A 22,443-nucleotide genomic window follows, 5' to 3' on the forward strand; every position below is an offset into this window, starting at 1 on the left:
CCCCATAAAATTACGAATTATATTTCAACTCCTATGACAAAGTTAGCCCCCTGCTTTCAGAAAAGCTAGTTGTTCCAAGAGGGCACTGTTAGCTCTAATATTGATTAGGCTATATTAGCAGCAAGTTTAAATTTGTTAATAGCTAACATTTTGTGATTTACGGATTTGTTTACTGTGAACTATTTCTGAGTTCTGGTAAATATTTAGTATTCCCCTCAAGTTACCTTGCCTAGCGCATTTGCGCTTTATACAAACAGTGCTCCCCTTGAATGAACAACAATTTTGACTAACTCCAAAAACCTTAATTCTTTAATGCAACATGGGTGTAGCAGTTCTTGGGACAAATCCGTGAACACGCTTCACAACCAATACAGTTATCTGGAGAAGTAACTGCCATTACTTTCCGTTCAACTTCTTCTTCATCTTCATCTTCTACAAATTCACCTTCTTCATTCAGCGCTTTCAAACCTAGCACATTGTACCCGCATACTTTAACGCATCTGCCACAGCCGATACATTTGTCCTTGTCAATTTCTTGAGCAAATTTTGGTGTCCAAGTCTTACCGCCAAATGTCAAACCTGTTAGTTGTGCCATGAATAAATCCTCGGCAATTTTGCCTGTTAATCTGTTTGTGCATTAATCATCATATTATCCTAATCTTTTCTTTTTTTTATATTCAAAATTTACTTTTATATCATCAAAATTCGATGACTTTGAACACAATGCTAAATTATTTTTTATTTCAAATAATAGATGAAAATTATTACCAATAATATCTTTTCCTTGTTCCTATATAGAGCATGGGAAGGCATTCATTGAGTCTCTGACTCAATTTCTGACAGCAGCCCCTAATCATGCCATTCCCACACTCTACATAGGAACGAGAGAAGGGAAAATTGGGGTAAAGCCTCGTGTAGATGCAGTTTTATTATTTCCAGCAAATGCAACTATATCTATAACAGTGATGATATTTTTTTTCAAATATATTTAGGTTTAGGCAAATAAATATAGACGAACAGTATAGATATATACAAAATTAGATGTTCATTAGTTACAATTTGATATATGCAATATGTATTTTATCAAGCAACAATTTTCAATTGATTTGATTCAATTATTTAGATCAATGCTGACAAAATAAATATTATGATTTAACTTCAATAAACAGAATCAATTTATGAAGAAACTGTAAACTTGATGGCAGAATATTACCCTACATTAAATACTAAAATTATTAATAAATCAGATGACTTCAATTGCAATAGGCTTAATTCTTCCTTAGAAACACCTTAAGTAAGCTTTTATAGTCAAATCTAAAATCTTTATTAAGTACATAAAAAAATAAATGTTAAGATTTTTTCCTAAGCTCAGTACGAACAAATTAATCATTTTTTTCATGAAATGTATAGTTAATAAGAAGTTTTCTTAGGCTCATTTTTAAAGCCTTAAATAGCTCCAATTTGATGCGAAGTAAAAATATGGATGTGGGGATTGAGTGTGGTGAGAAAAGGTGATTCTCGCCAGAAAGATAATGTGGTAGCGAGTCATGAATAAACAGGACTCATCCAGGGGAGACCTGAGCCAGACATCTCAACGATTAGAGTGGGAAAAGAGCCAAATGCCTTATACAATTCCTAACAACAGTTGCGTTGGATGTGACAACTGCCGCCCCCAATGTCCTACGGGTGCAATCAAAATAGAGAACAATGAATACTGGGTTGATCCTGGTCTTTGTAATAATTGTGAGGGCTATTATCCAGAGCCGCAATGTGTAATAGCTTGTCCAAGTAATTCTCCTATTCCTTGGCAGGCGAAAAAGGGGAGATGCAAAGTTGAACCGAGAGATGCTACCAGCTTAGACTTGTTTTCTAACGGCAAGAATAACCCATTTGCTTCAGCGATCGCCATTTGGGAAGCTTGTAATGTGCTGGCGCAACGCACATCTCTACATTGGGAAAATGATGAAGACGGTTATCTGTGTTACAGCCGACAAGTCAATCAAGGTAGGGGTGCGATCGCATTTCACATCCAAGATCCATTCAAAGTCAACGACAAAGCCACAGATATAGCAGCAATTGAGGGGCTTGACATCAGAGCCGCTTGCATACATCTGATTTTTGCAGCTTATGCCACAGCTTTAGATCAACCTTGGGAGCAAGAATTTGCGATCGATGAGCGACAAATTGAGAAATATTTGGGGATGGAGAAACGCAAAGATTTGAGCAAAGCTGCCAAGCTAGCTTTAATGAAAAATATCGTTCAGCAAGCTTGCTCCCTGATTATCTCCATTGACTGGCCTCAACAAGGTCGAATTAACGGATTCTCTATTACAGGTAGCCGTTTGTGGCACTTAGTAGACATTCAGCACCACTTTCAAGAAGACAATCTCGGATGCAAATATCTTATTGGGCTAACTTTTAAAGTAAAAGCAGGCTTATGGGCACAATATTTCTTAAACAAACAAGCATGTAAAGAGCGAACCGCATTCTATCAATACGGCAGTCTCCCGAAAACAGTGCTAACCACAGTCATGAGTATTTGGCAACAACATGAAGGCGCAGTCCGACTAATGCTGTGGTTGCTCTTTAAAACCAAAATGGGCAAAGAACAACGCATTACCATTCCTACCTTGTTGCGTATTGCTTACGGTGAGGAAAAAGTCGCCCTTGCATCCAGACAACGGGAAGAACGTAAACGTCTGCTGCGAACTTTTGAAAGCGATTTGGAAATTCTCAATCACTATGGAATGAAACCACTTTTCGATCCAGTTACCTACCCACCAGAAATTCAACCTTTATGGGCAAAGTTAGTTGATCTTCCCGAAGATCCAGATGAAGCATTGGAATTTTGGACTAATGACGGTGGTGCTGAAACTCGCCTCACAGACACAGGCCCCCGTGGTAAATGGAATCTGCTAATGAATGCGCGAATTTTGGCTTTTGAACTCCCACCAGAATGGGAACAGCAAATTTCAGAATCGGAAAAAAAGCAACGACGAACTGCTAAAGCCAAAAGGAAGCCCAAAACTACAAATGATTTACTGGGTGAACAGATTTTGCAAGCGCGAAAAAATTTGAATCTCTCCCAAAGGGAGTTAGCAAAGCTTACAGGTAAAAGTCAAAGCTGGATTCGAGATATCGAAAATGGTCGTTTAAAAGCCAAATTAGAAGACCAAGTACTGTTACGGAAAGTCTTAAATATGGCTTGATCTTAATTTTGAATTTAAACGCAAAGGGAACCGCAGAGGGACGCAGAGCTTTTGTTACAAATTTGTCCAGCGTTATACTAAATACAGCATTTAATTAATTCGTAGCGAACTAAATTTAGCAATACTCTGCGTTAGTTTGCGCTTCCCTTTGCGTCCCTTGGCGTTAAAAAATCTCCACTTTTTATGTACTATAACTCATGACCTTACTAGAGGTAAGCCAGAGACTATCTACAGCATATTTAGTAACTACCAACTCTTGTGTAGCATTGCATGAACTCTTCAGTTGCTGAGTCTTGGTTTCATCTTTCACAAGTTTAGCCTGGTAAGTGTAGAAAGAACCAGAAGGCTTTTCAAAACTTAGTTCACCCAGAATAGTATTATTGTCTAAACTTTGCTCCAAAATTTTGGCTGCAACTTTGTAATTAAACCAATCCCATCCGTTAATGAGGATTAGCTCTTTTTCCAATACCTGAAGTGCAGCAGGCAGAATTCCCCAGCCTCGATAGACTTTATTTAGGCATTGAATATCGCCAGTTCGAGTCAAAATCGATCTGAATGAATCTTGATCGAGAACACCGTAATATCTTCCTTCTGGCAAGTCTATAACTGTTGGTGCAAAACGATGTCCACCAAAGTGCGATGATTTCCAAATTCGCACATTATCCAAGCACAAATCAGCAATAGTCGCTGTTAACTTGAAGTAAAAGGGAGCGCCATATCTGGCACAGCACTTATCATGGCTACCGTGGGTACACACTAAAATATCTCTAGTTGTACTAGTTTCTAGCTCAGAATTAGAATTGATACCCCATAAGCATTTTTGGACAACTGCTGCTACTTGCTCAATATTTGCTAGCTTAAACTCTTGCTTACAGAAACCATTACTCAGCCCCTCTTTTCTTTGATAAATCAAAAGTGTAGTGTAGTTTACTTTGTGTGATATATCATTAGCAATTAAGAGGAATCTAATTGGTAGTTTAGCACGCTTCACTTCTTCTACCAAAATCCTCAAATTCTGGGGCACCCACTTAGAATTAAAGGCTTCTGATGTCCAAGGTAGAGGACACTCAACTAAAATATAGGTTTGGTAATTGGTGGCATTACCAATAATATCTTCTCCTGCTTGCCGTGAATTCTCAGAACAAAAAACAGTATTCATCTAGCTATACTCATTAGCGTATTTTATGGACAAAATGTATTAGAAACTAAAATTGTGTTCTTAGCTACAATATCCTTAACTTAAGGAGATAAAAAAGAACAATATGTATTTGCCAGTTAAAACTAGGTAGCCATTTTATAACATCATTTTTAATCAACCTCTTCCCCGTTAATAAATTCTCCACAATAGAGATAAACAGTCTCAAGAGATATTTTTCCGTAGTAGCGTCGTTAATTTTGTATCTAGTTTTATAGTTATCTGGTATTTCATAAATTTTCACTTGCTGAAACTCGGCTTTTCTAAAGTTGGTTTTTTTGGCAAAATCAAAGATATTACTTGATAAAAAGTTGCTGTTTTGGCAAGCCAATACTGTTTTAAGACTTTTTCCACACTATCTGCTTTTAATTTATCTATAGATTTATACATATTGCGAAATATTCTCAATTATCTGAGAAAAATAAAAATAATTAAATTAGGGGTAAATGCTTTACTACCCCTTACTCCATGCGCGATAAGTTAATGAGCAAAACTAGTGACTAATTATTAATAGCGTCATTAACATCAACAAACCTGGTATTTAGCCCTTTATCTCATCTAACTTCCTGAAGCTCTTGTCAGGGTTTGATGATAGGCATCTGCTTTGACTGTAGCTGAAGTGAATAATAAATGCAAGTATTTGATAATCTTTATAATTTCTTTACAATTTGTCGCCTCGATGAGGTTGGTTAAATCAAGGTTAACGGACATTTTATAATAGAGATAGCTGACTAGAACAAGCATTGATACTTTCAATATAATAGATAAACTTTTGCAATTGTGACAAATTGTTACTAGTAAGGGCGCACTTACTAATCCAAATATCTGTAGCTATGGCGATCGCATATTTCTACTTCCATGCAGAATTGAATCATTTTTTACCACGGCATCACAAACAGGTAAGAATCTCTCATTTTTATGACGAGAAAGCCTCAATTAAGGACATGATTGAGTCGTTGGGTATACCTCATCCAGAAGTTGATTTTATTAATGTTAATGGTGAATATGTAAATTTTTCTTACATTGTTTCGGATGGAGATACTATCAATGTTTATCCAATTTCAGCTAGGAGTGTTATTATACCAAGCGTTTTTGTTCTGCCAAAACCGCTCAATATTATCCGCTTTGTTTTAGATATTCATTTGGGGAAGCTTGCGACATCTCTACGACTTTTAGGTTTTGATACTTTATACCGTAATGACTACGAGGATGAGAAATTAGCCCAAATATCCTCCAGCCAAGCGCGGATTCTCTTGACTCGTGATAAAGGTCTATTGATGCGTAGTTTGGTAAAGCACGGGTATTATGTTAGAAGCACTAACCCTCAACAACAAATCATAGAAGTACTGCAACGCTTCGACTTATTTGAATTAATTGCACCATTTAAACGGTGTTTGCGCTGTAATGGATTATTAGAATCTGTAGATAAGCAATCCATTATTGAGCAAGTACCAGAAAATGTGCGAGCGCAGATTGCTCAATTCCAGCGTTGTCAAGACTGCGATCGCATTTATTGGAAAGGGTCGCATTATGAACGATTACAAGAGTTTATTGATGAAGTACTTAACTCACAAAGAGATGAGTAAGTTAGGAGTAAGAATTAAATAACATACAATTTATCTCCCTGGCTTACCTCACCCTCAATCCCTCTTCTTATAAAGGAGAGGGAGGCTAGAGACAGGATGAAGTTTTCCATTTTATTTAATCTACGTTCCTTAGTAATGCCAATTATTAACTACCTGAAAGATTGGCACTAATTATTTGAGTACCCCCGATTCTGGGATCTTCATCTTGGCGATCCAAATCATCAGGAGTGGGGTTTTGCTTACTCTGTCCACTAACTTCTTCAGGTTCAATGGGATCTGCCTCTTGAGCTTTATCGATATCAATAGACTCAGGAGGTTCTTTAGCGTGAGATAAATCAATAAGTGGTTTTGGTTGCTCGGTAGTCATAAGTTGCTAAATCATCTAGTTTTCTCTAGTGTTAAATGTATCTTGATCGCAAACATCTTTCCTCAGAGAGAAACCTTGTCTTGTGATGGTATAAAAGGAGTATAAAAGACTGTGGCATTTATCCTAGCTCTCGATTTTGGCGGAACTAAACTGGCGGCTGCATTGGTAAATATTGGTTCTAGAAAGTGGTTGCGTTATGAACGTCGTCTCTCGCCAGTAGGTGCAGATGCTAGCACCGACTTGGAAATTATGCGATCGCTCATTAACTCGCTGCTAAAAGACACAAAACCTGCTGCGATCGGTGTCAGCTTTGGCGGCCCAGTAGATGCTTCCACGGGGATGGTGCGACTATCTCATCATGTCGCTGGATGGGAAAATATTCCCCTCAAAGGGTTGTTGGAGGATGAGTTTGGTGTGAGTGTTGGTGTAGATAATGATGCTAACGTTGCTGCTTTGGGAGAACACCGCTTTGGTGCAGGACAGGGATACGATAGCCTGTTTTACATAACTGTTAGCACTGGCGTGGGTGGTGGTTGGATACTCAACGGCCAGCCTTGGCGGGGTGCTGGTGGGATGGCTGGCGAAATCGGACATATCGTTGTAGATCCTGCTGGTCCAGTGTGTTTGTGTGGTAAGCGGGGATGTGTGGAACGTTTGGCGTCGGGGCCTTATATGGCGCAAAATGTTAGGGAAATTTTGGAAAACGAACCGCAGAGGCGCGGAGGACTCAGAGATGGAGAGGTTTTAAGAGGTTTGGTGGGGGATAATTTAATGTTGCTGACGGGGCAGTTGGTAAGTGAAGCGGCGGCGGCTGGTGATGATTTGGCTAAGGAAGTTTTGTATAAAGCTGCTTGGGCGCTGGGTGTGGGTATTGGCAATGTGGCGAACTTGATGAATCCGCAGCGCTTTGTTTTAGGAGGTGGTGTGACAAAGGCGGGGGCGGATTTTTGGCAGGTGCTGCAACGGGTGGCGCGGGAGACGGCTTTACCGGAGGTTGATTTTGAAATTGTGCCGGCGGTGCTGGGTGATGATGCGCCATTGTGGGGTGGTGTGGCTTTAGCAGAAATGGAGATGGCTTGAAAGGTAAGAAGGCGATCGCTTTTTTGTAGTTTTTTTTTGCGTTAGTTATTAGATTCTTTGACTAAAAGCTATCAAGCGAAGCTCTTATCCATAACATACATAGTAAGCTCTGGAGAAATGATTACCTTTTTGGTTTCCGCCTGTAATGTCCCCTCACCCAATGACCGTTTCTCAAATGAGGCTTGACAGGTACATAATCACTTTTATTTAAAATTCTCTTATACTCTTCTAGACTAATCTTTGGCTGAGTTGCCTTTTTTAGAGGAGGTTGTGCTTCCCTTTTTGGTGGCGCGTATGGGGGAGTTGACTCTGCTGGTTTTTGAGACTGTGGCTGAGTTGTCTTTTTTAGAGGAGGTTGTGCTTCCCTTTTCGGCGGCGTGTATGGGGGAGTTGACTCTGCTGGTTTTTGAGGCTGCGGCTGAGTTGCCTTTTTTAGAGGAGGTTGTGCTTCCCTTATTGGTGGCGCGTATGGGGGAGTTGGTTGTACTGGTTTTTGATAGGGTGGTTGAGTTGAGCTTTGAGAAGATGTCTTTGTTTGTTGATGAACCCGTTGTTTGAATTTAGCGGCAGAAGTAGCTCTGATGTTGCTGACTTGATATCTTAGTTGATCAAAAGCAGGAAACTGATTTTTAATCTCAGGGTTTCTGTGAGCGAATTTCCCAAGTAAATCTTGAGCCAAAGCTGAGGTCGCAATTATCTTTTGAAGTTTGTATGTATCCTCAATAGCATTTAAATCTGCTAGTTTTTCACAAGAAAATTCATAAAATAGACCGAAGCTACCGGCTAATCCTCCAAACACCACCATAGCCCAGTATAATTGAGCGAGTTGTCCAAGAGTTATATAACCGACCATACACAATATGGCTAGTGTCCAACTCCAGTCAACTATTTCTTTAATCCGCTGAAAATGCTGGCGCAGTGATAACATTTAAGGATACTGAAAAAGTTAACTATTAGGCGTAGATTTCTTTTGAGGTACTGAGCATTTCAATAAAATAGATTTAGGTCTATCAGGGTTACTTTTCAAATTTAAGTCCTGTTTATAAGGCTCACAATAATTTTTATATATGCGAACTTTAACGTAATCTGTAGTTGGTATTTGAACTCGGAAAGCACCTAAATTATCAGTTGTATCTGTATCAGACCCACCTTCAGATTCCATTATTACTTTTGCTCCAACTATAGGAACTTGAGTTGCTTCATCAAAAACGCTAACTTTTACACTGCTTGAGTCTAGTACTGTAGAAGGTTTATTTTCAGCGCTTTCTTTATCTGAGCCATTCAGCCCTGGAACGTGAGTTGCGGCGCCATAGCCTATAGTCAACAAGAGAAATCCAGTAAGGGCGTACCAAATAGGTTTCGGTATATTACTCAGATCCATATAGTTAGCAGATGCGGATGTGTATTGATTAGCAAAGTTAAATTCTAAACATACTTATACTACCGCACGGTAAGGATAGTTTATGGAGTCTTCACGAAACAAGCTCGTCTATGAAAAACTGGCTAAGAATGTGATGAGATTTAAGAATTGCTAATGGTTTCACCTGACTATTACTGCTGAATGCCCTGGCGAAACTCCTTAATCGCTTCCAAGGGAGAGGATAACAATAGACAACTATTGAGCAGTGATAAATCTAATTCTGGTAAAAACTCACTTTTAACAACTTTCTCATATTCTTGTTCTCGTAAGCAGTAAACTTCAATTGTGCCATCTTCCCAAAACCAAACTTCAGGGACTCCCATTAATTGGTACTTCTGTAACTTTATAGGACTGCCGCTAGTTATGACTACTTCAATGCAGAGGTCTGATACAGGTTTGTCGGTTCCAAAGCAATAAGATAAGTCAGCTTGATATTCTACTATATTGGGAATAATCTGGCTAAAACTCCCACTTGGGAAAAATTCAATACCTTTGACTTCAAAATAAGTAATCAGTAGTCCAGCAATTAAACACTTAATCACCTCATGAGGTTTACCAATAGTCACTATTTCTAAGACTCCATCACAATAAAACAACCGCACCCCCGGTACATTTTTAAAGCTGGCTTGAATCGCTTTGAATTGTTCCCAACTTAACCCGCGTCGATAGAAGCGTTGTTCTTCTGGTAAGTTAACAGCATTTTCTAACGTTTGAGTCATAATATTTTTTACTCTCCCAGTTAGTAGTAACGAAATTTATCTCATTTCCATCTTATGTCAAAACCAAATTATCCCGATGAATAACTGTTTCTACACCCGCATAACCTAAAATTGTGGGAATTTCGCGTGAATGTAACCCCCGAATCTTTTGCAGTTCATCACTGTTGTAATTCACAAGTCCTCTAGCAATTTCGTTACCGTTGCTGTCACACAATTGCACAGCATCCTGTGTGTCAAATTCTCCTTCTACTAGCTTAATTCCAGCTGCTAATAACGATTTTCCTGCTAGAGAAATTGCCGCGATCGCACCTTCATCTAAATACAATTTACCCGCAGGTACAAGTCCGTAAGCTATCCAACGTTTACGCGCTGAAGTTGGTTCAGGTTGCGGTTCAAAATGCGTCCCAATCAGTTCACCTTGGATAATTTTTTCGATATTCCGGGGAAATCGCCCTTGGGTAATTACGGTACGCACTCCCGCCGCGATCGCAATCCTCGCAGCCGAAATTTTTGTCACCATACCACCAGTACCCCACTGAGAACCTTGGGAACCTGTTTGTATTTGTAATTGAGCTAATTCTTTAATGCTACTAACTAAAGCGATCGGTCGCGCATCTGGTACGGAACGCGGATCAGCTGAGTACAGCCGATCGACATCGGTGAGCAAAAATAACCAATCTGCTTCTACTAAGCTGGCAACCAATGCCGAAAGGGTGTCATTATCACCAAATTTTAGTTCGTCTATTGCTACGGTATCATTTTCATTTACTATGGGAATCACTGCTAGTCTCAGTAGTTCCTGAAAAGTGTTGTAGACGTTCAGATAGCGGCTACGCTGTACCAAATCACTACGAGTCAGTAATACTTGGGCAATTGGCTGTTGCAGTATACTAAATAAATCATCGTACACCCGGATTAACCTACCTTGTCCAACTGCTGCTACAGCCTGTTTCAGTGCGATCGCTTTGGGACGTTCAGTTAAGCCCAACCGCGCACAACCTACCCCCACAGCACCAGAAGAAACCAAAATTACCCGATGTCCTTGGCGTCTTAAATGGCAAAGTGTTTCCGCCAAAGTAGCGATGGTAGAAAGTGCTAATTGTCCCGTTTCTGGTTGGGTTAGGCTAGAAGTGCCGATTTTGACAACAATTGTTAGTGGCATTTAAATAGTGAGGAGTTAGGAGTGAGGAGTTAGGAATTGAATTTAATTCATAACTCATAACTTCTAACTCCTAACTCAATTTGTAAAGCGCCAATCCCTCTATAGTGAAGGTTGACGCTCTACGGATGTATATTTACTTAGTATGGCTTAGGGTCTTTTTTGGCTGATCCCATGTTATTAATACTTATGATCCCCGATTTTTGGCTAACAATAAGATTCCTTAATCATTTCTTTAGATTTACTTTCCTGACGATTTATCAACTTTTGTGAATCTTAGTTTTCTTGGGGGTAATAGAGGCTCCTAAGATTTCTGATATCCAAACTTCAAAGTTGCGGATGGGATGCGATCGCAGAGCCGCATCTGCATGAACAATCGGTTCGACTAAAATGGTAAACATCCCCAGGCGATTACCTGCTAAAACATCAGTAAATAAGCGATCGCCTACCATCCCCACTTGATGCACTGGTAGATCCATTCCCCTAAGTGCAGCCCTAATTTTGCGTCGGGAAGGCTTGGCTGCACCCAAATAGTAAGGTAGATTGAGCGATCGCGCAATTCCACCAATTCGCGCTTCACTCAGGTTGTTACTTACCAAGCACAATGCAGTACAGGTGCGAATTTGCTCCACCCACTCTCGTAGTTCTGGGGAAGCCACCCCGACTCTAAAGGGTACCAAAGTTTCATCTACATCCAATACCAGCCCTTTAAGCCCGTATTTTTGGATAATATCTGGTGTTAGGTTCAACACTGAACCTTCTAAAATCAAGTCAGGCTGTAAAAGATTGTTCCAGGTCATAGTCAACAGTCAAATATAGATAGCTCAGACAAATGAGCATAACCCAATATAGTTTAGTTAGTCGAACTCCATCCTGGGATATCTCCCTGAACACTTTGAGATAAAATTCCTAAAATCTTATCTATTTCTTTGATGTAATAATTACTTAAATCAATAAATATATCGTTTTCTTCTAACTTCAAAAACTTCCAAATATCCCCCGTTGTTACCGCGCCGTAAATTATCCTAATTTCATTTCCTTCTTGTTGATTAAACAATTGTGCTGCCAACATTGCCGCCGCACATTGACCTAATCCACCTTTAATATTTTCATTTTTTGCTTCAATAATAACCACCACAGGCACATTAATTATTAGTTGCTCTTTAGAACGACTGATGATAAAGTCACAATATCCATTCAGACCGTTTTCTGCATCTACATTAAAATCTGTTCCCGAAAATAAACTAATTGGATAATTAGCCCTGCGTCTTACCTCCAACAATATCGGAGTGATAATCATTTCTGAACGAGCTTTTTCAGTATTAATTGCTAAAGCTAGTTCTGTAGTTTCTTCTAAAGAATTTTTGAGTTTCTCACTTGCCTCTAAAGGTTCTATGTCAGCACATAAATCAGTTTCTTCATCAATGCGGATGCTGAATGATTTTTTAAATTTACTTAATGTAAAGTCACTATAAGCCATTTTCAGCACCTCATGCCAATTTTGGATTTTAGGTTACACTTTTGGTGCGCTAAGAGCGCAACTTGGATTTTAGATTGAAAATCCTTGCAAAAATGCTTTTTTCATAATCTTAAACAACATAAATTATCCCAATTTAGTGTCAATGTTTCATTGCTTCCACATTTAAAGGGACATGGTAAAAGGTTTAAGTAGATTTTGATTACAATGAAAATTCCCGATTAAAAAATTCAAAATGAAAATTTAACATTTTGAATTTTTAATCTTATTCGACTTCATTAAAAAGATGTTCCTCTAACAGAGGTTGCACTTTGCGAAACTCCTCTGGAGAGAGTAATTCCGGTTCACCTGTTTTTGATATCCGTGCAAAAAACAACAAGGGATCGAGGGGTGTATAAATTGCATACTCCTGATCTTCATCATAGAAGCTAGCGAGTAGCTGTAATTGCTCTGGCTCTAAATCTGCCTCTTCATCTTCAATTTCTAAGGTAAAGAGTTCTGATTCTTCAACTGGCGGTAAATCACCTGCGACTGTCAAAGCATAGGCTGTGTTCTTCAATATCAGGTTCTGCTCAGATAGTACCGCTTGAGCAGTGGCAAAAATTTGCTCAATAGTGCTGTCATCTTCTACCAGAACCGCCTCTTCTTCCTCACCCTCACCTTCCCAAGAAAAAATTTCTACAGGTGAGTCTACAGGAAGAAGTAAAACATATTCTTGCCCATCTACCTCCAGGGAATGCTCTATGTAACATTCGAGCGATCGCCCTTTGTCATCGGTTAAAGTGATGGAACCCGCATGATCGTTATCATTTTCTTCAGGAAATGGGGAGGGAAACATAGCCGAAATGTAGAAATTTAATAAATACCAGCAAGTTTCAAAATCGCTTAACTACTTAATCACATATTATGTTAATTAAATAGCTTTACACGTAGATCCAACTGCTGGCTAATCGTTTTCAGAATATCATGTTAAAAGGTATCAATATTCAATAGCCGCCACTGAACTGCGGGAACTGGCACGCTTAACATCCAGCCATTGTTGCAAAATCAAAGCGGCTGCCTTGCGGTCAATCAAACCTTTATGGCGTGACGGGGAGCGGTTCTCAGCTATCAGCAGTTGCTCTGCTTGAAATGAAGTTAATCGCTCGTCCATATATTCCACAGGCAGTTTCAGTGCTTTAGCAAGTCTTATAGTAAATTTTTGAACTTGACGCGCCTGAAATCCTAGTGAGCCATCCATTGAATAAGGTAAGCCCATAACTAGAATTTGCACCTCGCGTTCATTAACTATTTGTCGGATTTGCTCGACATCCCGCTCAAAATATGTGCGCTCAATTGTGGTGATCCCCGTGGCAATTAACCCCGTGCGATCGCACCCTGCAATCCCAATACGCTTGCCACCAAAATCTAGTCCCAACGCTGAAATAAACGGTTTTGGTTGCTCTGGGGATATCACACTAATTCTCCTGCTGTGCATCTGCTGATTCCGGAATCGGCGATGGTTCTATGCTCGGGTTTTTTCCCGAAAAGTTAATCGGTTCTGACAAGCTTTGCAACGGTTTATCTGACGATGGCAACTTTGGTGGTTGTATCCATGACATTCCACCTGGTATAGGTTTACGTGCCGGTTGTAAACCTTGCAGCATATCAGTCCACTGAATTCCTTCTAAGGAGACGAATTTAGACTCCCGTAGCTTGTGCCACACAGAGCGAGACATAACTAATGTATGTTCTATGCGTTTTGCTCCAATTCGCTCCAAATACTCTTCTCGCTCTGCCTGGTAGTCTGAGGAAGCTAGTTGCAACCCTTGCTGGGGAAAATCTTGAGCAATTCGAGCCAGTTGAGATAGTAATTCTGGATACAGCCAGGTGTAAGCAGGATGAACCGTCAGCGTTGCAGCGTGGGGGACTTCACCCTTACGGTCAAGTTGCACCTGAAAATAGCCGATCGCAGCTTTGCGTTGCGGTTCAAATACGTAACCACTCACCACTTCTGTTTTCGTCAGCCATTGCGTAACTGCATCAGTTAAAGCGCCGAACAAACTGGTTTTAAAGTCGCGGGTGTTGCGGTCAAAAACCTGGCGTACCAAAGGTGGCATTGATGCTGTATCTAGCTGATATAGTAACTGGGCATCAGCATTGCTCACTGGCAAGAGGTTGGGCAAATCTGGCTCTGCTTGTGCCAATTCAACCAGTAATTCTGGGCCAATTTCCCAGTATGTCATTTCTGCCAGACGCTGGAATCCATTTTGTCGATATAGTGCCAGCGCCTCAATGTCGTTGATGTTAACTTCCAGTAGCCAAGTGCGAGCTTCCAAAATCGATTCAAAGCAATGACGCAAAAGTTGCGAGCCAATTCCTTGTTTATCGACACCACGCTCCAAGAGCACTTGATCAATCCGCCAAGTACTGCGTGTCCGGTTAAACGGTGACACTTGAATCATTCCTAGAAGCATTCGCCCTTGCTCTGCAACGTAGGCACAAAGGCGATACTGTAGCGGGTTAGGAAACCAACTCAAAAATTTGAGTAATCCATACCAGCGACGCAACATGAGCATCTGGCTGATGGCAAAACCTGCTCCCTTGGGAGTGAGGGCTGCGAATGACTCTTGAGTTATGCGCTCAATACCGTCCAGATCCCGGTATTGGACTGGTCGGATAACAACGCTGAGGTTTCGGGGAAGTAATGAAGTCATTTTAATTCGAGCCGCCATTTAGCCTTAACTAACTGCTCTTCAAAGGGACTGCTGCAATTATCTTAACTAGTTTTTGCTGCTCTTAGAAACTTGATCGTAGTTAACTATAATTATCTAGAGTGCGCGACTTGGACTTATTGCTGCTTCTTGAAAAAGCAGACCTTGTGAGAAGACTATTGGCATTGACCCAACAACATCTGCCTCTATTTTATTGGAATTTTGATTAAAATTTGGATATATTTTTTATAGCCCTTGTCGAGAAACTAGCTTTTCAAAGTGGGCTTGGGTTTGATGGAGTAATTGGTGGCGACTATCTACCAGTGTTTGTTTCAGTGTTGGAACAAGATTGCGAGCTTGCAGAGTCATGTGAAGTTGCAGATTGGCGACATATTCACTGAAATCTTGATTCACTTCATCTGCGATCGCATCTGTTAATAAATTTGATTCCATTGCCACTGTGTTCTCCTGTGTTAATCCTGTGCTGTTTCTCTTCATGACCAAAAAATATCACGTTGTTTGGACTAACTTCTGAATTTGCAATGAAGTTTAACGCTTTTTCGGGATAGCGATCGCTGTCAGGTTTTCATCTGCCCATTAAAATCTCAAACCAATACCACCTTGTACGGAGACGGCTGTACCACTGCTATCACGGTAGGCATCAAAAGCGATGATGGCGTTGCCAAAAAGGACAGTATTGCTATTTGGGATCATATAATCAATGCCCGGTTGTAAAGCAAAACTAATCTTGTCACCCACAGGAGAAGATCCACCACCACCAGCCAACACTAACCCAGCACCCAGGTAGACATCAGCTTGCCAGTTGAGGGGGAAATCGTAGGAAACCGTTGGTACAACTGCCGTATTATTACCAATTAACACTTGGGCGCGGAGTGAAATTGGTGCTTCCAAAAGCTTGTAGCGTCCCGCTATAACCCCTCCGAGTTGGATACCATCGGTAATACCAATAGCAGGGCCTATACCGATATAACTGCCATAGGCTACTTGAGCTTGCACTGGTTTAGTACTCGCCAGACTCAAGACCAAACCAGCCCCCAAAACTGAAACCAAATATGGAATATACTTCATAACCGACTCCTCACACCATTTTGTCATTAGTCATTAGTCATTAGTCATTAGTCATTAGTCATTTGTTATTTGTCATGGGGCATTGGTTATTTCCTGCCCCTCTGCTCACCCTCTCATTCTACGGACAACGCGGATGAATGCCTCCTTGAGTACAAATGTATGCTAATTGTTTGGAATCTAAATTTTTGGCTTGAGAAAAATCAACCCCTTGGACTACGGCAGATACTGACCCTAAATCTGGGGTTTGGACAAATTGATCTGCTGGATCTTGTTTAGTAGGGGCGATAATTGCCCCCTTGAAATCGGCTCCGGCGACATTTGCCCCTCGTAAATCTGCAAGACTCAGGTCGGCATTTTGCAAATTAACGTTTTCCATCTGGGCAGAACGCAAAACAGCACCAGTTAGACGAGTAGCGCTAAGATTAGCATTGCTGAGATTAGCACGATCCAAATAGGCTCCTGATAAATCTGCCCCTTGCCAATCAGTATTAGTTAAGTTGGCAAAGGATAATTGCGTTCCTATAGCACTGACGCGACCTAAACGCGCGGCGTATAGATTAGCTTCGTTCAAGTTGGCATCGCCTAAATCGGCTCCAGTCAAGCTGGCTCTTTCCAAGACTGCGTTTCGGAGATCGGCTCCTACTAGTTGAGTGCTGTTGAGTTTAGCGTCAAATAGACGCGCGTTTGATAAGTTAGCTCTGTTGAGAGTGGCGCGGCTCAAATCGATACGGTTCATCAAGACGCGACTGAGATTAGCATCAGTAAGATTGGCTTGCTGTAACTGAGCTTGACTTAAATCAGCGATCGCATCGTCGTAGGTATCCCAGCGTCCATCTTCACCCACGCCCCGAAAGCGGCTACCCTTCAAACTGGCTTGGTTAAGATTTGCAGATTTTAACTTAACTCCTGATAAATCAACGTTGTCTAATACCAAGTTGAAGAAGGAATTTCCTGGAGTACCGCTTTGACCTAATTGGGTGCGACTAAGATCAACGCCCTCAATTTTACCACTGTAAACAGAGAGAATCTTGTTGATCGTCCTCTGGTTTCTTTGTAGCCGCCCTTGCTGCAATTCTCGCTCTTGGGTTGTAGTGCTACCCACAGTCTCCAGTTCACCCACCAAAAACTGATTCTTATTTTTTAATTCGGGGATGGCTTTCGGCCCGATAGTTGTCAAAGCTTGTTGAATCGTATCCAAGAGGCTAGGGTTGGTTTCGCTAACCAACAGATCCGCCAGAAATTTAATCGACTGTGGGTCATCAAGACCACCCATAGCTAAAATTGCAGTTTCACGCTCCTTATTAGTCGCCCCAGAGTTGGAAGTCGCTTGTTTTACGAGTTCAAGAAACTGTTGGCTGTTGATTTGCTTAGTTGCTCGCTGGGATTGTTGAATTTGGATATAAACTTGAGTGCCAATTAAAGTTGCCAGCACAGCAGTCATACTCGTAAGCCCTACCCCAAACAAGATAAGATTAGGATTTTGCTGTATCCGCCGCCACAGATTAGGCGAGTTGTTGGTTTGAGGTACTGCTAATTCTTCATTTCCCTCCTGCCATTCTTCTGCTTGATCATTACCGTCAGCAAACTCAGCTTGTCTGTTGCTAGCTAAGAGTCCATCTATTGTATAAGTGCCTGCAAGTTGATCATGCAGTGCGCGACGTCCTCGGCGCGACGGTAAGCCGATGCCTTCACCCACAATCATTAACAAAGACAAAAATGTGAATAATCCTAAATTCGGAAAAGCAAAGCTGTAGCGCCACAGCAGATAAGCGATGGAAATGGGTACAGTCCAACGCCCAACTCCTTCTCTCATCACAACTGCCCCCAAACCGGGCGGTGTCCCTTGCTCGTTGACAACCCGGAGTTTTAACCAACGTTTAGGAATTGTACTACCCGTCTTAGCCAGTAAATACAATTGCCACCACGAGAGAGTTACAGGCGCTAACAGGGCAATTGTCCATAAAATATTAGTCGGCCATGCGACGTTAGGGATGCCATAGCTCACAGGCAGAGCCAGGGGTCTGGCGATCGCTCTTTCTGTTACTATCAGCACGGGGTTAAGCGGTACTCGGTTCAGATCGCTTCTCGAATTGGCATAGACACCAATGCCGAAGGGAATCAACCCACTAGTAACCACTAGTGTGATTTCAGCCGCCCAAGCTGCAAAACGCCTACTTGCTAGCAACAGCGACTTGGCTCTTTCCGGTTCTTTTGACTGATGAGATTGATTAGTACTTCTCCTGACAATTGGTGACGTCATAACATAATTCCCTTTGATATTATTTCTACGCCGCGATCGGCACAATTAAAATAGACTAAGCTAATCGGCAAAAAGAAAGCATCTTGAAATAGAATTTAGGAGACAGAGGCCAGGAGCCTTTTGTTTTGTGGCTCCTGACTCTCATAACTCCGGGCAGAGTGCAAACTAAAGGCATATCAACTTATTGCTTACGTTGAAAGCTACTAGACACAAAAAATTTGTATCCAACATACACTAACACTGCCAAAAGTGCCAGACTGATTACAGATGCAACCAGTTTAAACACTGTTTGCAGCATCGCCAAGCCCACTAGCACCGTCACACCCGAAACTACCAGCTTTTTTACCCCAGATAAGCTGTTGAACCAAATCTGAAATCGCTCCAGTTGCAAGTTCAAGTTGGCAAAAACAGACTGAGGTGTTTGTTTTTGTTTTTGTTCCTGTGATTGGGGAACCACCCCAGGTGGGAAATTAATCTCTGCCTCTAACTTATCGAGGCGACGCTGTAAGTCTTCTTCTGGTTGAGGATTCATCAATCTTTTCTACCTCAGCTAAGTCACTTATTCAATAACAGACCAACCAAATTCTATTTTTGGTGGTTGTCTTAGTGATTTTAGCTAATGTCTGTATGTGCAATAACTTTCTGGACAGATAAAATTTATTATGATGATTTTTAGATTACTAGCGTGTTCAGGATTGAAGTGCGGAATATACGGTGAAATATTTTGGTGCAAAAGTGCCACAAAACATAGCTAATCTGGACGATTGATGGTTTCTACACACCTGAAATCTTCACAAACAATCATTAAGTCAATGGTATTAGCTTATACAACAGCTTTTGGAACCAAGATGGATTGCTGTCGTCAATTAAATCACTACTGTATAACAATATTGCTCTAAAAAATCTAGAGCATTAATTAAAATGAAGACGCTTAGGCTACTTGCAATTGTTCCCACAGCTTTGGCAATGAGTTTGGTTTTCACTGAGGCTAATTTGGCACAGACACCAGAGATCAAAATTAATCGGAATTTCCAACCAGATCCATTGATTTTGAACGGAAAGTCTGGGGGAACTGTCAAAAGTAATTGTGGCAATATTACCACTGAACCTAATCAAGTTATTCAGGTTACAGAGTCACTACCTTATTTGCGATTAACAGTAGAGAGTCAAGGCAAGTCAACGCTATTGATCGACGGGCCTGGGGGTCGCTTTTGTGTACTAGCAGATAGTTACTCTGGAGGTAAGTCGGAACAGTCTGGTTACTGGCAGGCAGGAAAATACTCGCTATATGTGGGCGAACTATCCAAACGAGAGTATAGCTACACCCTCTCAATCTCGCAAAAAAATAAATAGTCATTTGTCCTTTGTTATTTACTAATGACTAATGACCAATGACTAATCTTCCAGTGATTGGGCTGGAACTTCGATAGCAGTGATATCAATTGTGCCTTCTGGTGTGAAGCGCTGAAAATGACTATTTTGTACTAACAGTGACTCCCCACAGTTAGGACACTGCAACTGACTGTTATTTAAACCTGTAAATTCATATTCACAGACGGGACACTGATCCGCAACCAAGTTGCGTCGCAGCCACCAACGAAAGCCAAAAAAAGCCACAATGGGTGCCAGCAACAACAACCCGAAAATAATTAGCAACGAATTAACTAACCAACCCAAGCCCAGTGATGCCAGTAACCAAATAACTGCCAGCAGGGTGAGCCAAGGGCGGAGATTTAAAAGATTCAATTGAAATGACTTAAAGCTCATTTTTTAAATGTCGTCCTGCTCTCCTTCTAGGATAGCGATTTTAGTCATTGGTCATTTGTCATTTGGACTTGATTACTGAGGATACAAGCATTTTTTGTAAGTGCTGTTGGAAGGCATCTATGCCAAATAGTGCGATCGCTTGTTCTCGCAGCCACTCTCCATCACATCGCTGGTCATCCCCTTGAAGCATTTCTATACAAGCGGCTGCTACAGCATCAGAACTGCGATGTGGGACTCGCCATCCCAGTTTACCATCCTGCAAGGGATCAGCAGAGCCATCGTCGTCACCGGATAATACAGGCACTCCACAAGCCATTGCTTCCAGATAAACAATGCCAAAGCCTTCTTGCGAAGGCATAATATAGGCATCAGCAAGGCGGTAATGTTCGATTAATTCTTCTGTGGCAACGAAACCAGCAAACACGACGCGATCGCTCACACCTAAATATGCAGCTAGCTGCGCTAATCGCGGTTGGTCATCACCGCGACCAATTACCAAATATTTCACTTCTGGGAAAACCTGAGCGATTTGTGATAATGCCCGAATCGTGATATCTACACCCTTGTAAATATCCCCTGACCATAACCGCGCTACGGTCATTAACACCTTAGCACCAGTTAAGCCATACTTCTTTCCTAATTCTGGCTGCTTGCAACCAGGAGTAAATTTATCCCCATCAATTGCACAAGGCATCATCTGTACCATTTTGGGGTTTATACCATTGGCAACACAAGCGCGATCGCGGCTGTAGCGACTAATTGCCCAAATTCCAGCTGCTGATGTCAGGGCGCGACGTTCTTGATTTTTGAGCGGTTCCCAGACTTCTTTACCGTAAGTTAGCACAGTGTAAGGAATCCCCAAGGGCTGGCAAAGAGTTTGGATTAATACTGCTAAGTTAATATGACCACAGAAAACTTGCTGCGGACGGCTTTGCAACAAACACTTAAGTAAAGCTGCTGCCATTTGCAGTCTTCCCAAATAGGGAGACTGATTTTTAAAGTGATGAAATTTTAAGTTTTCGTCTTCAAACGGATTTAAGCTTTCAGGACTATCTCGCAGCAAAAAGACTTCTGCCTTATAGGGTTGGCTTAATCCCAGATAGGCGCGAAAAATATCTTTTATATATGATTGAATACCACCTTCGTGGGCAAAAATTTCTAAAAACACGAAGACATGATTCGTTTTTTTGTTAACTTTATCACCTAACTTCAGGTTTTCTGTCACTGTAGTGATGTGCATATTAGATTATTTACACTCGCAGTCAGGGCGCGATGTCTACAACGGGCTACGCCTACGCAGCGTTTTGTAACCGTTCTAAATCTGCTTTTACCATTTCTTCTAGAAGTTCCTCAAAGCTCACTTGGGGTTCCCATCCGAGGTTTCTTTTAGCTTTATGGGGGTTAGCTACTACTTGAAAATGCTCATCTTCTCGCAATAGACTGGTATTTAGGACTACATACTGCGTCCAATCCGACAAACTCAAAGGCTAGGGAGCTAGTATAACTCGAATGTTATAGCCATTTTCAATCCGCTGAGGTACAGGTATGCAAACAGACCTAATCCCCTAACCCCCTTCCCGAAGCGGGAAGGGGGAAAAATTCCATTCCTCTCTCCTTTTAGGAGAGAGGAATGGAAGTGAGGTCAAAATTTTACCTCACCCTTGTCGAGAACCGCTATATCTTTACTATATTCATTAATTCTTTTTATACAAAAATATTCTTAAAATCTTCTTTGGTGCTTTACAAAAAAATCATAATAAATAAGCAATTTTACGTAAAAAACATATTACTCCAATCAAAATAATATTGAAAAAAGAGTATACTCTTATCAATCAAATAACTATATATTTAATCAGAGACTCCTTACGCTCGTCCTTCTGTTTTGAAGTGAATAGCTCAACTTTGGGAAAAATATCCGTATCCCTACGGGGATCTTGCTACGCGTAGCGGCGACCATTTTATTTTTGTGTTTCTACAGAGTATTTGACGATGAGCAGGCAATTTCTACCATCCGCACCACGTTCGTATACAACACGGTCAGCCAACCGCCGCAGGAGAAACCATCCATAGCCGCCTACTTGTAGAGTACCTGGGGCTGGTTCTGCGATCGCATCAGGATTGAAAGGTTTTCCATAATCCCAAATTCTAATCTCTAGTCGGTCAATCCAGAGATAAACGTTAATCTCAATGATTGTTTCCGGGGGTAAAGCATGATGAGCATGACGAACAGCGTTGGTAAAGCCTTCTGCTAATGCTAAATTGAGGCGATCAAGTTGGGTTTTTGACCAGCCAAGTTGAGACAAATGTTGCAGACAAAATTGCTCGAACCATTCTTGCACCTGATTTAGGAGACTGAGTTCGCTCTTAACCCTCAGATGATCTTCCTGCACTATGCTAAGAATTAACTGTGACTTGAATATAA

Annotated in this window: 25 protein-coding genes; 4 read left to right on the forward strand and 21 right to left on the reverse strand. The window is 41.1% G+C overall.

The features are described 5' to 3' along the window. Positions 1–301 precede the first annotated feature (301 nt). A complete protein-coding gene (fdxB, locus tag V7K31_RS07360) occupies positions 302–595 on the reverse strand; it encodes a ferredoxin III, nif-specific (RefSeq protein ID WP_335093493.1) in 294 nt (97 codons plus the stop codon). 1,024 nt (positions 596–1,619) lie between these two features. Here fdxB and V7K31_RS07365 point away from each other — a divergent pair. Next, positions 1,620–3,209, forward strand: coding sequence for a helix-turn-helix domain-containing protein (locus tag V7K31_RS07365; RefSeq protein WP_335093576.1), 1,590 nt, complete (start codon positions 1,620–1,622; stop codon positions 3,207–3,209). 181 nt (positions 3,210–3,390) lie between these two features. Here the strand turns inward: V7K31_RS07365 and V7K31_RS07370 are convergent, their stop codons facing one another. Together V7K31_RS07370 and V7K31_RS07375 are read right to left on the reverse strand one after the other, a co-directional pair. Beyond that, positions 3,391–4,368 (reverse strand): sucrase ferredoxin, encoded by a 978-nt coding sequence (locus tag V7K31_RS07370; protein WP_335093494.1) that lies wholly within the window; start codon positions 4,366–4,368, stop codon positions 3,391–3,393. 276 nt (positions 4,369–4,644) lie between these two features. Next, positions 4,645–4,794 carry a hypothetical protein gene (locus V7K31_RS07375; protein ID WP_335093495.1) on the reverse strand — a complete coding sequence of 50 codons (150 nt, stop codon included), beginning with the start codon at positions 4,792–4,794 and terminating at the stop codon, positions 4,645–4,647. A 443-nt stretch (positions 4,795–5,237) separates the two neighbouring features. Between V7K31_RS07375 and V7K31_RS07380 the strand changes: the two genes are divergently transcribed. After that, the gene (locus tag V7K31_RS07380; RefSeq protein WP_335093496.1) at positions 5,238–5,990 is read left to right on the forward strand and encodes a Mut7-C RNAse domain-containing protein; all 753 of its coding nucleotides are present in this window, start codon (positions 5,238–5,240) and stop codon (positions 5,988–5,990) included. A 145-nt stretch (positions 5,991–6,135) separates the two neighbouring features. On the opposite strand, the gene V7K31_RS07385 is transcribed toward V7K31_RS07380, so the two are convergent. Continuing rightward, positions 6,136–6,357 (reverse strand): hypothetical protein, encoded by a 222-nt coding sequence (locus V7K31_RS07385; RefSeq protein ID WP_335093497.1) that lies wholly within the window; start codon positions 6,355–6,357, stop codon positions 6,136–6,138. A gap of 111 nt (positions 6,358–6,468) precedes the next feature. On the opposite strand from V7K31_RS07385, the gene V7K31_RS07390 reads away from it, so the two are divergent. Further along, positions 6,469–7,437: an ROK family protein gene (locus V7K31_RS07390; RefSeq protein WP_335093498.1), complete on the forward strand. Its 969-nt coding sequence runs from the start codon at positions 6,469–6,471 to the stop codon at positions 7,435–7,437. A 121-nt stretch (positions 7,438–7,558) separates the two neighbouring features. Here the strand turns inward: V7K31_RS07390 and V7K31_RS07395 are convergent, their stop codons facing one another. From V7K31_RS07395 to V7K31_RS07455, 13 genes are all read right to left on the reverse strand, one after another. Continuing rightward, on the reverse strand, positions 7,559–8,365 hold the full coding sequence (locus V7K31_RS07395; RefSeq protein WP_335093499.1) for a hypothetical protein: 807 nt from the start codon (positions 8,363–8,365) through the stop codon (positions 7,559–7,561). Between the two features lie 18 nt (positions 8,366–8,383). Then, positions 8,384–8,818, reverse strand: a complete 435-nt coding sequence (locus V7K31_RS07400) for a hypothetical protein (protein WP_335093500.1) — start codon at positions 8,816–8,818, stop codon at positions 8,384–8,386. Positions 8,819–8,988: 170 nt separating this feature from the next. Beyond that, positions 8,989–9,576 (reverse strand): Uma2 family endonuclease, encoded by a 588-nt coding sequence (locus V7K31_RS07405; RefSeq protein WP_335093501.1) that lies wholly within the window; start codon positions 9,574–9,576, stop codon positions 8,989–8,991. 52 nt (positions 9,577–9,628) lie between these two features. Continuing rightward, on the reverse strand, positions 9,629–10,738 hold the full coding sequence (proB, locus tag V7K31_RS07410) for a glutamate 5-kinase (protein ID WP_335093502.1): 1,110 nt from the start codon (positions 10,736–10,738) through the stop codon (positions 9,629–9,631). Between the two features lie 257 nt (positions 10,739–10,995). After that, positions 10,996–11,535, reverse strand: a complete 540-nt coding sequence (locus V7K31_RS07415) for a YqeG family HAD IIIA-type phosphatase (RefSeq protein ID WP_335093503.1) — start codon at positions 11,533–11,535, stop codon at positions 10,996–10,998. 53 nt (positions 11,536–11,588) lie between these two features. After that, the gene (locus V7K31_RS07420) at positions 11,589–12,215 is read right to left on the reverse strand and encodes a hypothetical protein (protein ID WP_335093504.1); all 627 of its coding nucleotides are present in this window, start codon (positions 12,213–12,215) and stop codon (positions 11,589–11,591) included. Between the two features lie 262 nt (positions 12,216–12,477). Then, complete coding sequence (locus tag V7K31_RS07425; protein ID WP_335093505.1) at positions 12,478–13,050, reverse strand: DUF3727 domain-containing protein; 573 nt, start codon at positions 13,048–13,050, stop codon at positions 12,478–12,480. A gap of 141 nt (positions 13,051–13,191) precedes the next feature. After that, positions 13,192–13,668, reverse strand: a complete 477-nt coding sequence (gene ruvX, locus V7K31_RS07430; RefSeq protein ID WP_335093506.1) for a Holliday junction resolvase RuvX — start codon at positions 13,666–13,668, stop codon at positions 13,192–13,194. A gap of 1 nt (position 13,669) precedes the next feature. Then, entirely contained in the window at positions 13,670–14,926 is a 1,257-nt protein-coding gene (locus tag V7K31_RS07435) for a GNAT family N-acetyltransferase (protein ID WP_335093507.1), read from the reverse strand. Positions 14,927–15,151: 225 nt separating this feature from the next. Continuing rightward, positions 15,152–15,358: a hypothetical protein gene (locus V7K31_RS07440; RefSeq protein WP_335093577.1), complete on the reverse strand. Its 207-nt coding sequence runs from the start codon at positions 15,356–15,358 to the stop codon at positions 15,152–15,154. A gap of 144 nt (positions 15,359–15,502) precedes the next feature. Continuing rightward, the gene (locus V7K31_RS07445; protein WP_335093508.1) at positions 15,503–15,994 is read right to left on the reverse strand and encodes a hypothetical protein; all 492 of its coding nucleotides are present in this window, start codon (positions 15,992–15,994) and stop codon (positions 15,503–15,505) included. 118 nt (positions 15,995–16,112) lie between these two features. Next, positions 16,113–18,254, reverse strand: a complete 2,142-nt coding sequence (locus V7K31_RS07450) for a pentapeptide repeat-containing protein (protein ID WP_335093510.1) — start codon at positions 18,252–18,254, stop codon at positions 16,113–16,115. A gap of 181 nt (positions 18,255–18,435) precedes the next feature. Beyond that, on the reverse strand, positions 18,436–18,786 hold the full coding sequence (locus V7K31_RS07455; RefSeq protein ID WP_335093578.1) for a hypothetical protein: 351 nt from the start codon (positions 18,784–18,786) through the stop codon (positions 18,436–18,438). Positions 18,787–19,175: 389 nt separating this feature from the next. Between V7K31_RS07455 and V7K31_RS07460 the strand changes: the two genes are divergently transcribed. After that, positions 19,176–19,607, forward strand: a complete 432-nt coding sequence (locus tag V7K31_RS07460) for a hypothetical protein (RefSeq protein WP_335093512.1) — start codon at positions 19,176–19,178, stop codon at positions 19,605–19,607. Positions 19,608–19,649: 42 nt separating this feature from the next. Here V7K31_RS07460 and V7K31_RS07465 read toward each other — a convergent pair whose 3' ends face one another. From V7K31_RS07465 to V7K31_RS07480, 4 genes are all read right to left on the reverse strand, one after another. After that, positions 19,650–20,021 carry a hypothetical protein gene (locus tag V7K31_RS07465; protein WP_335093513.1) on the reverse strand — a complete coding sequence of 124 codons (372 nt, stop codon included), beginning with the start codon at positions 20,019–20,021 and terminating at the stop codon, positions 19,650–19,652. 58 nt (positions 20,022–20,079) lie between these two features. Continuing rightward, the gene (locus V7K31_RS07470; protein WP_335093516.1) at positions 20,080–21,261 is read right to left on the reverse strand and encodes a glycosyltransferase; all 1,182 of its coding nucleotides are present in this window, start codon (positions 21,259–21,261) and stop codon (positions 20,080–20,082) included. 52 nt (positions 21,262–21,313) lie between these two features. Further along, positions 21,314–21,505, reverse strand: a complete 192-nt coding sequence (locus V7K31_RS07475) for a GDP-mannose 4,6-dehydratase (protein ID WP_335093517.1) — start codon at positions 21,503–21,505, stop codon at positions 21,314–21,316. A gap of 474 nt (positions 21,506–21,979) precedes the next feature. Then, complete coding sequence (locus V7K31_RS07480) at positions 21,980–22,423, reverse strand: ATP-binding protein (protein WP_335093579.1); 444 nt, start codon at positions 22,421–22,423, stop codon at positions 21,980–21,982. Between the last annotated feature and the right edge of the window lie 20 nt (positions 22,424–22,443).

Origin of the sequence: Nostoc sp., from assembly GCF_036917675.1 — a bacterium.
In the GTDB taxonomy this organism is placed as follows: domain Bacteria; phylum Cyanobacteriota; class Cyanobacteriia; order Cyanobacteriales; family Nostocaceae; genus Nostoc.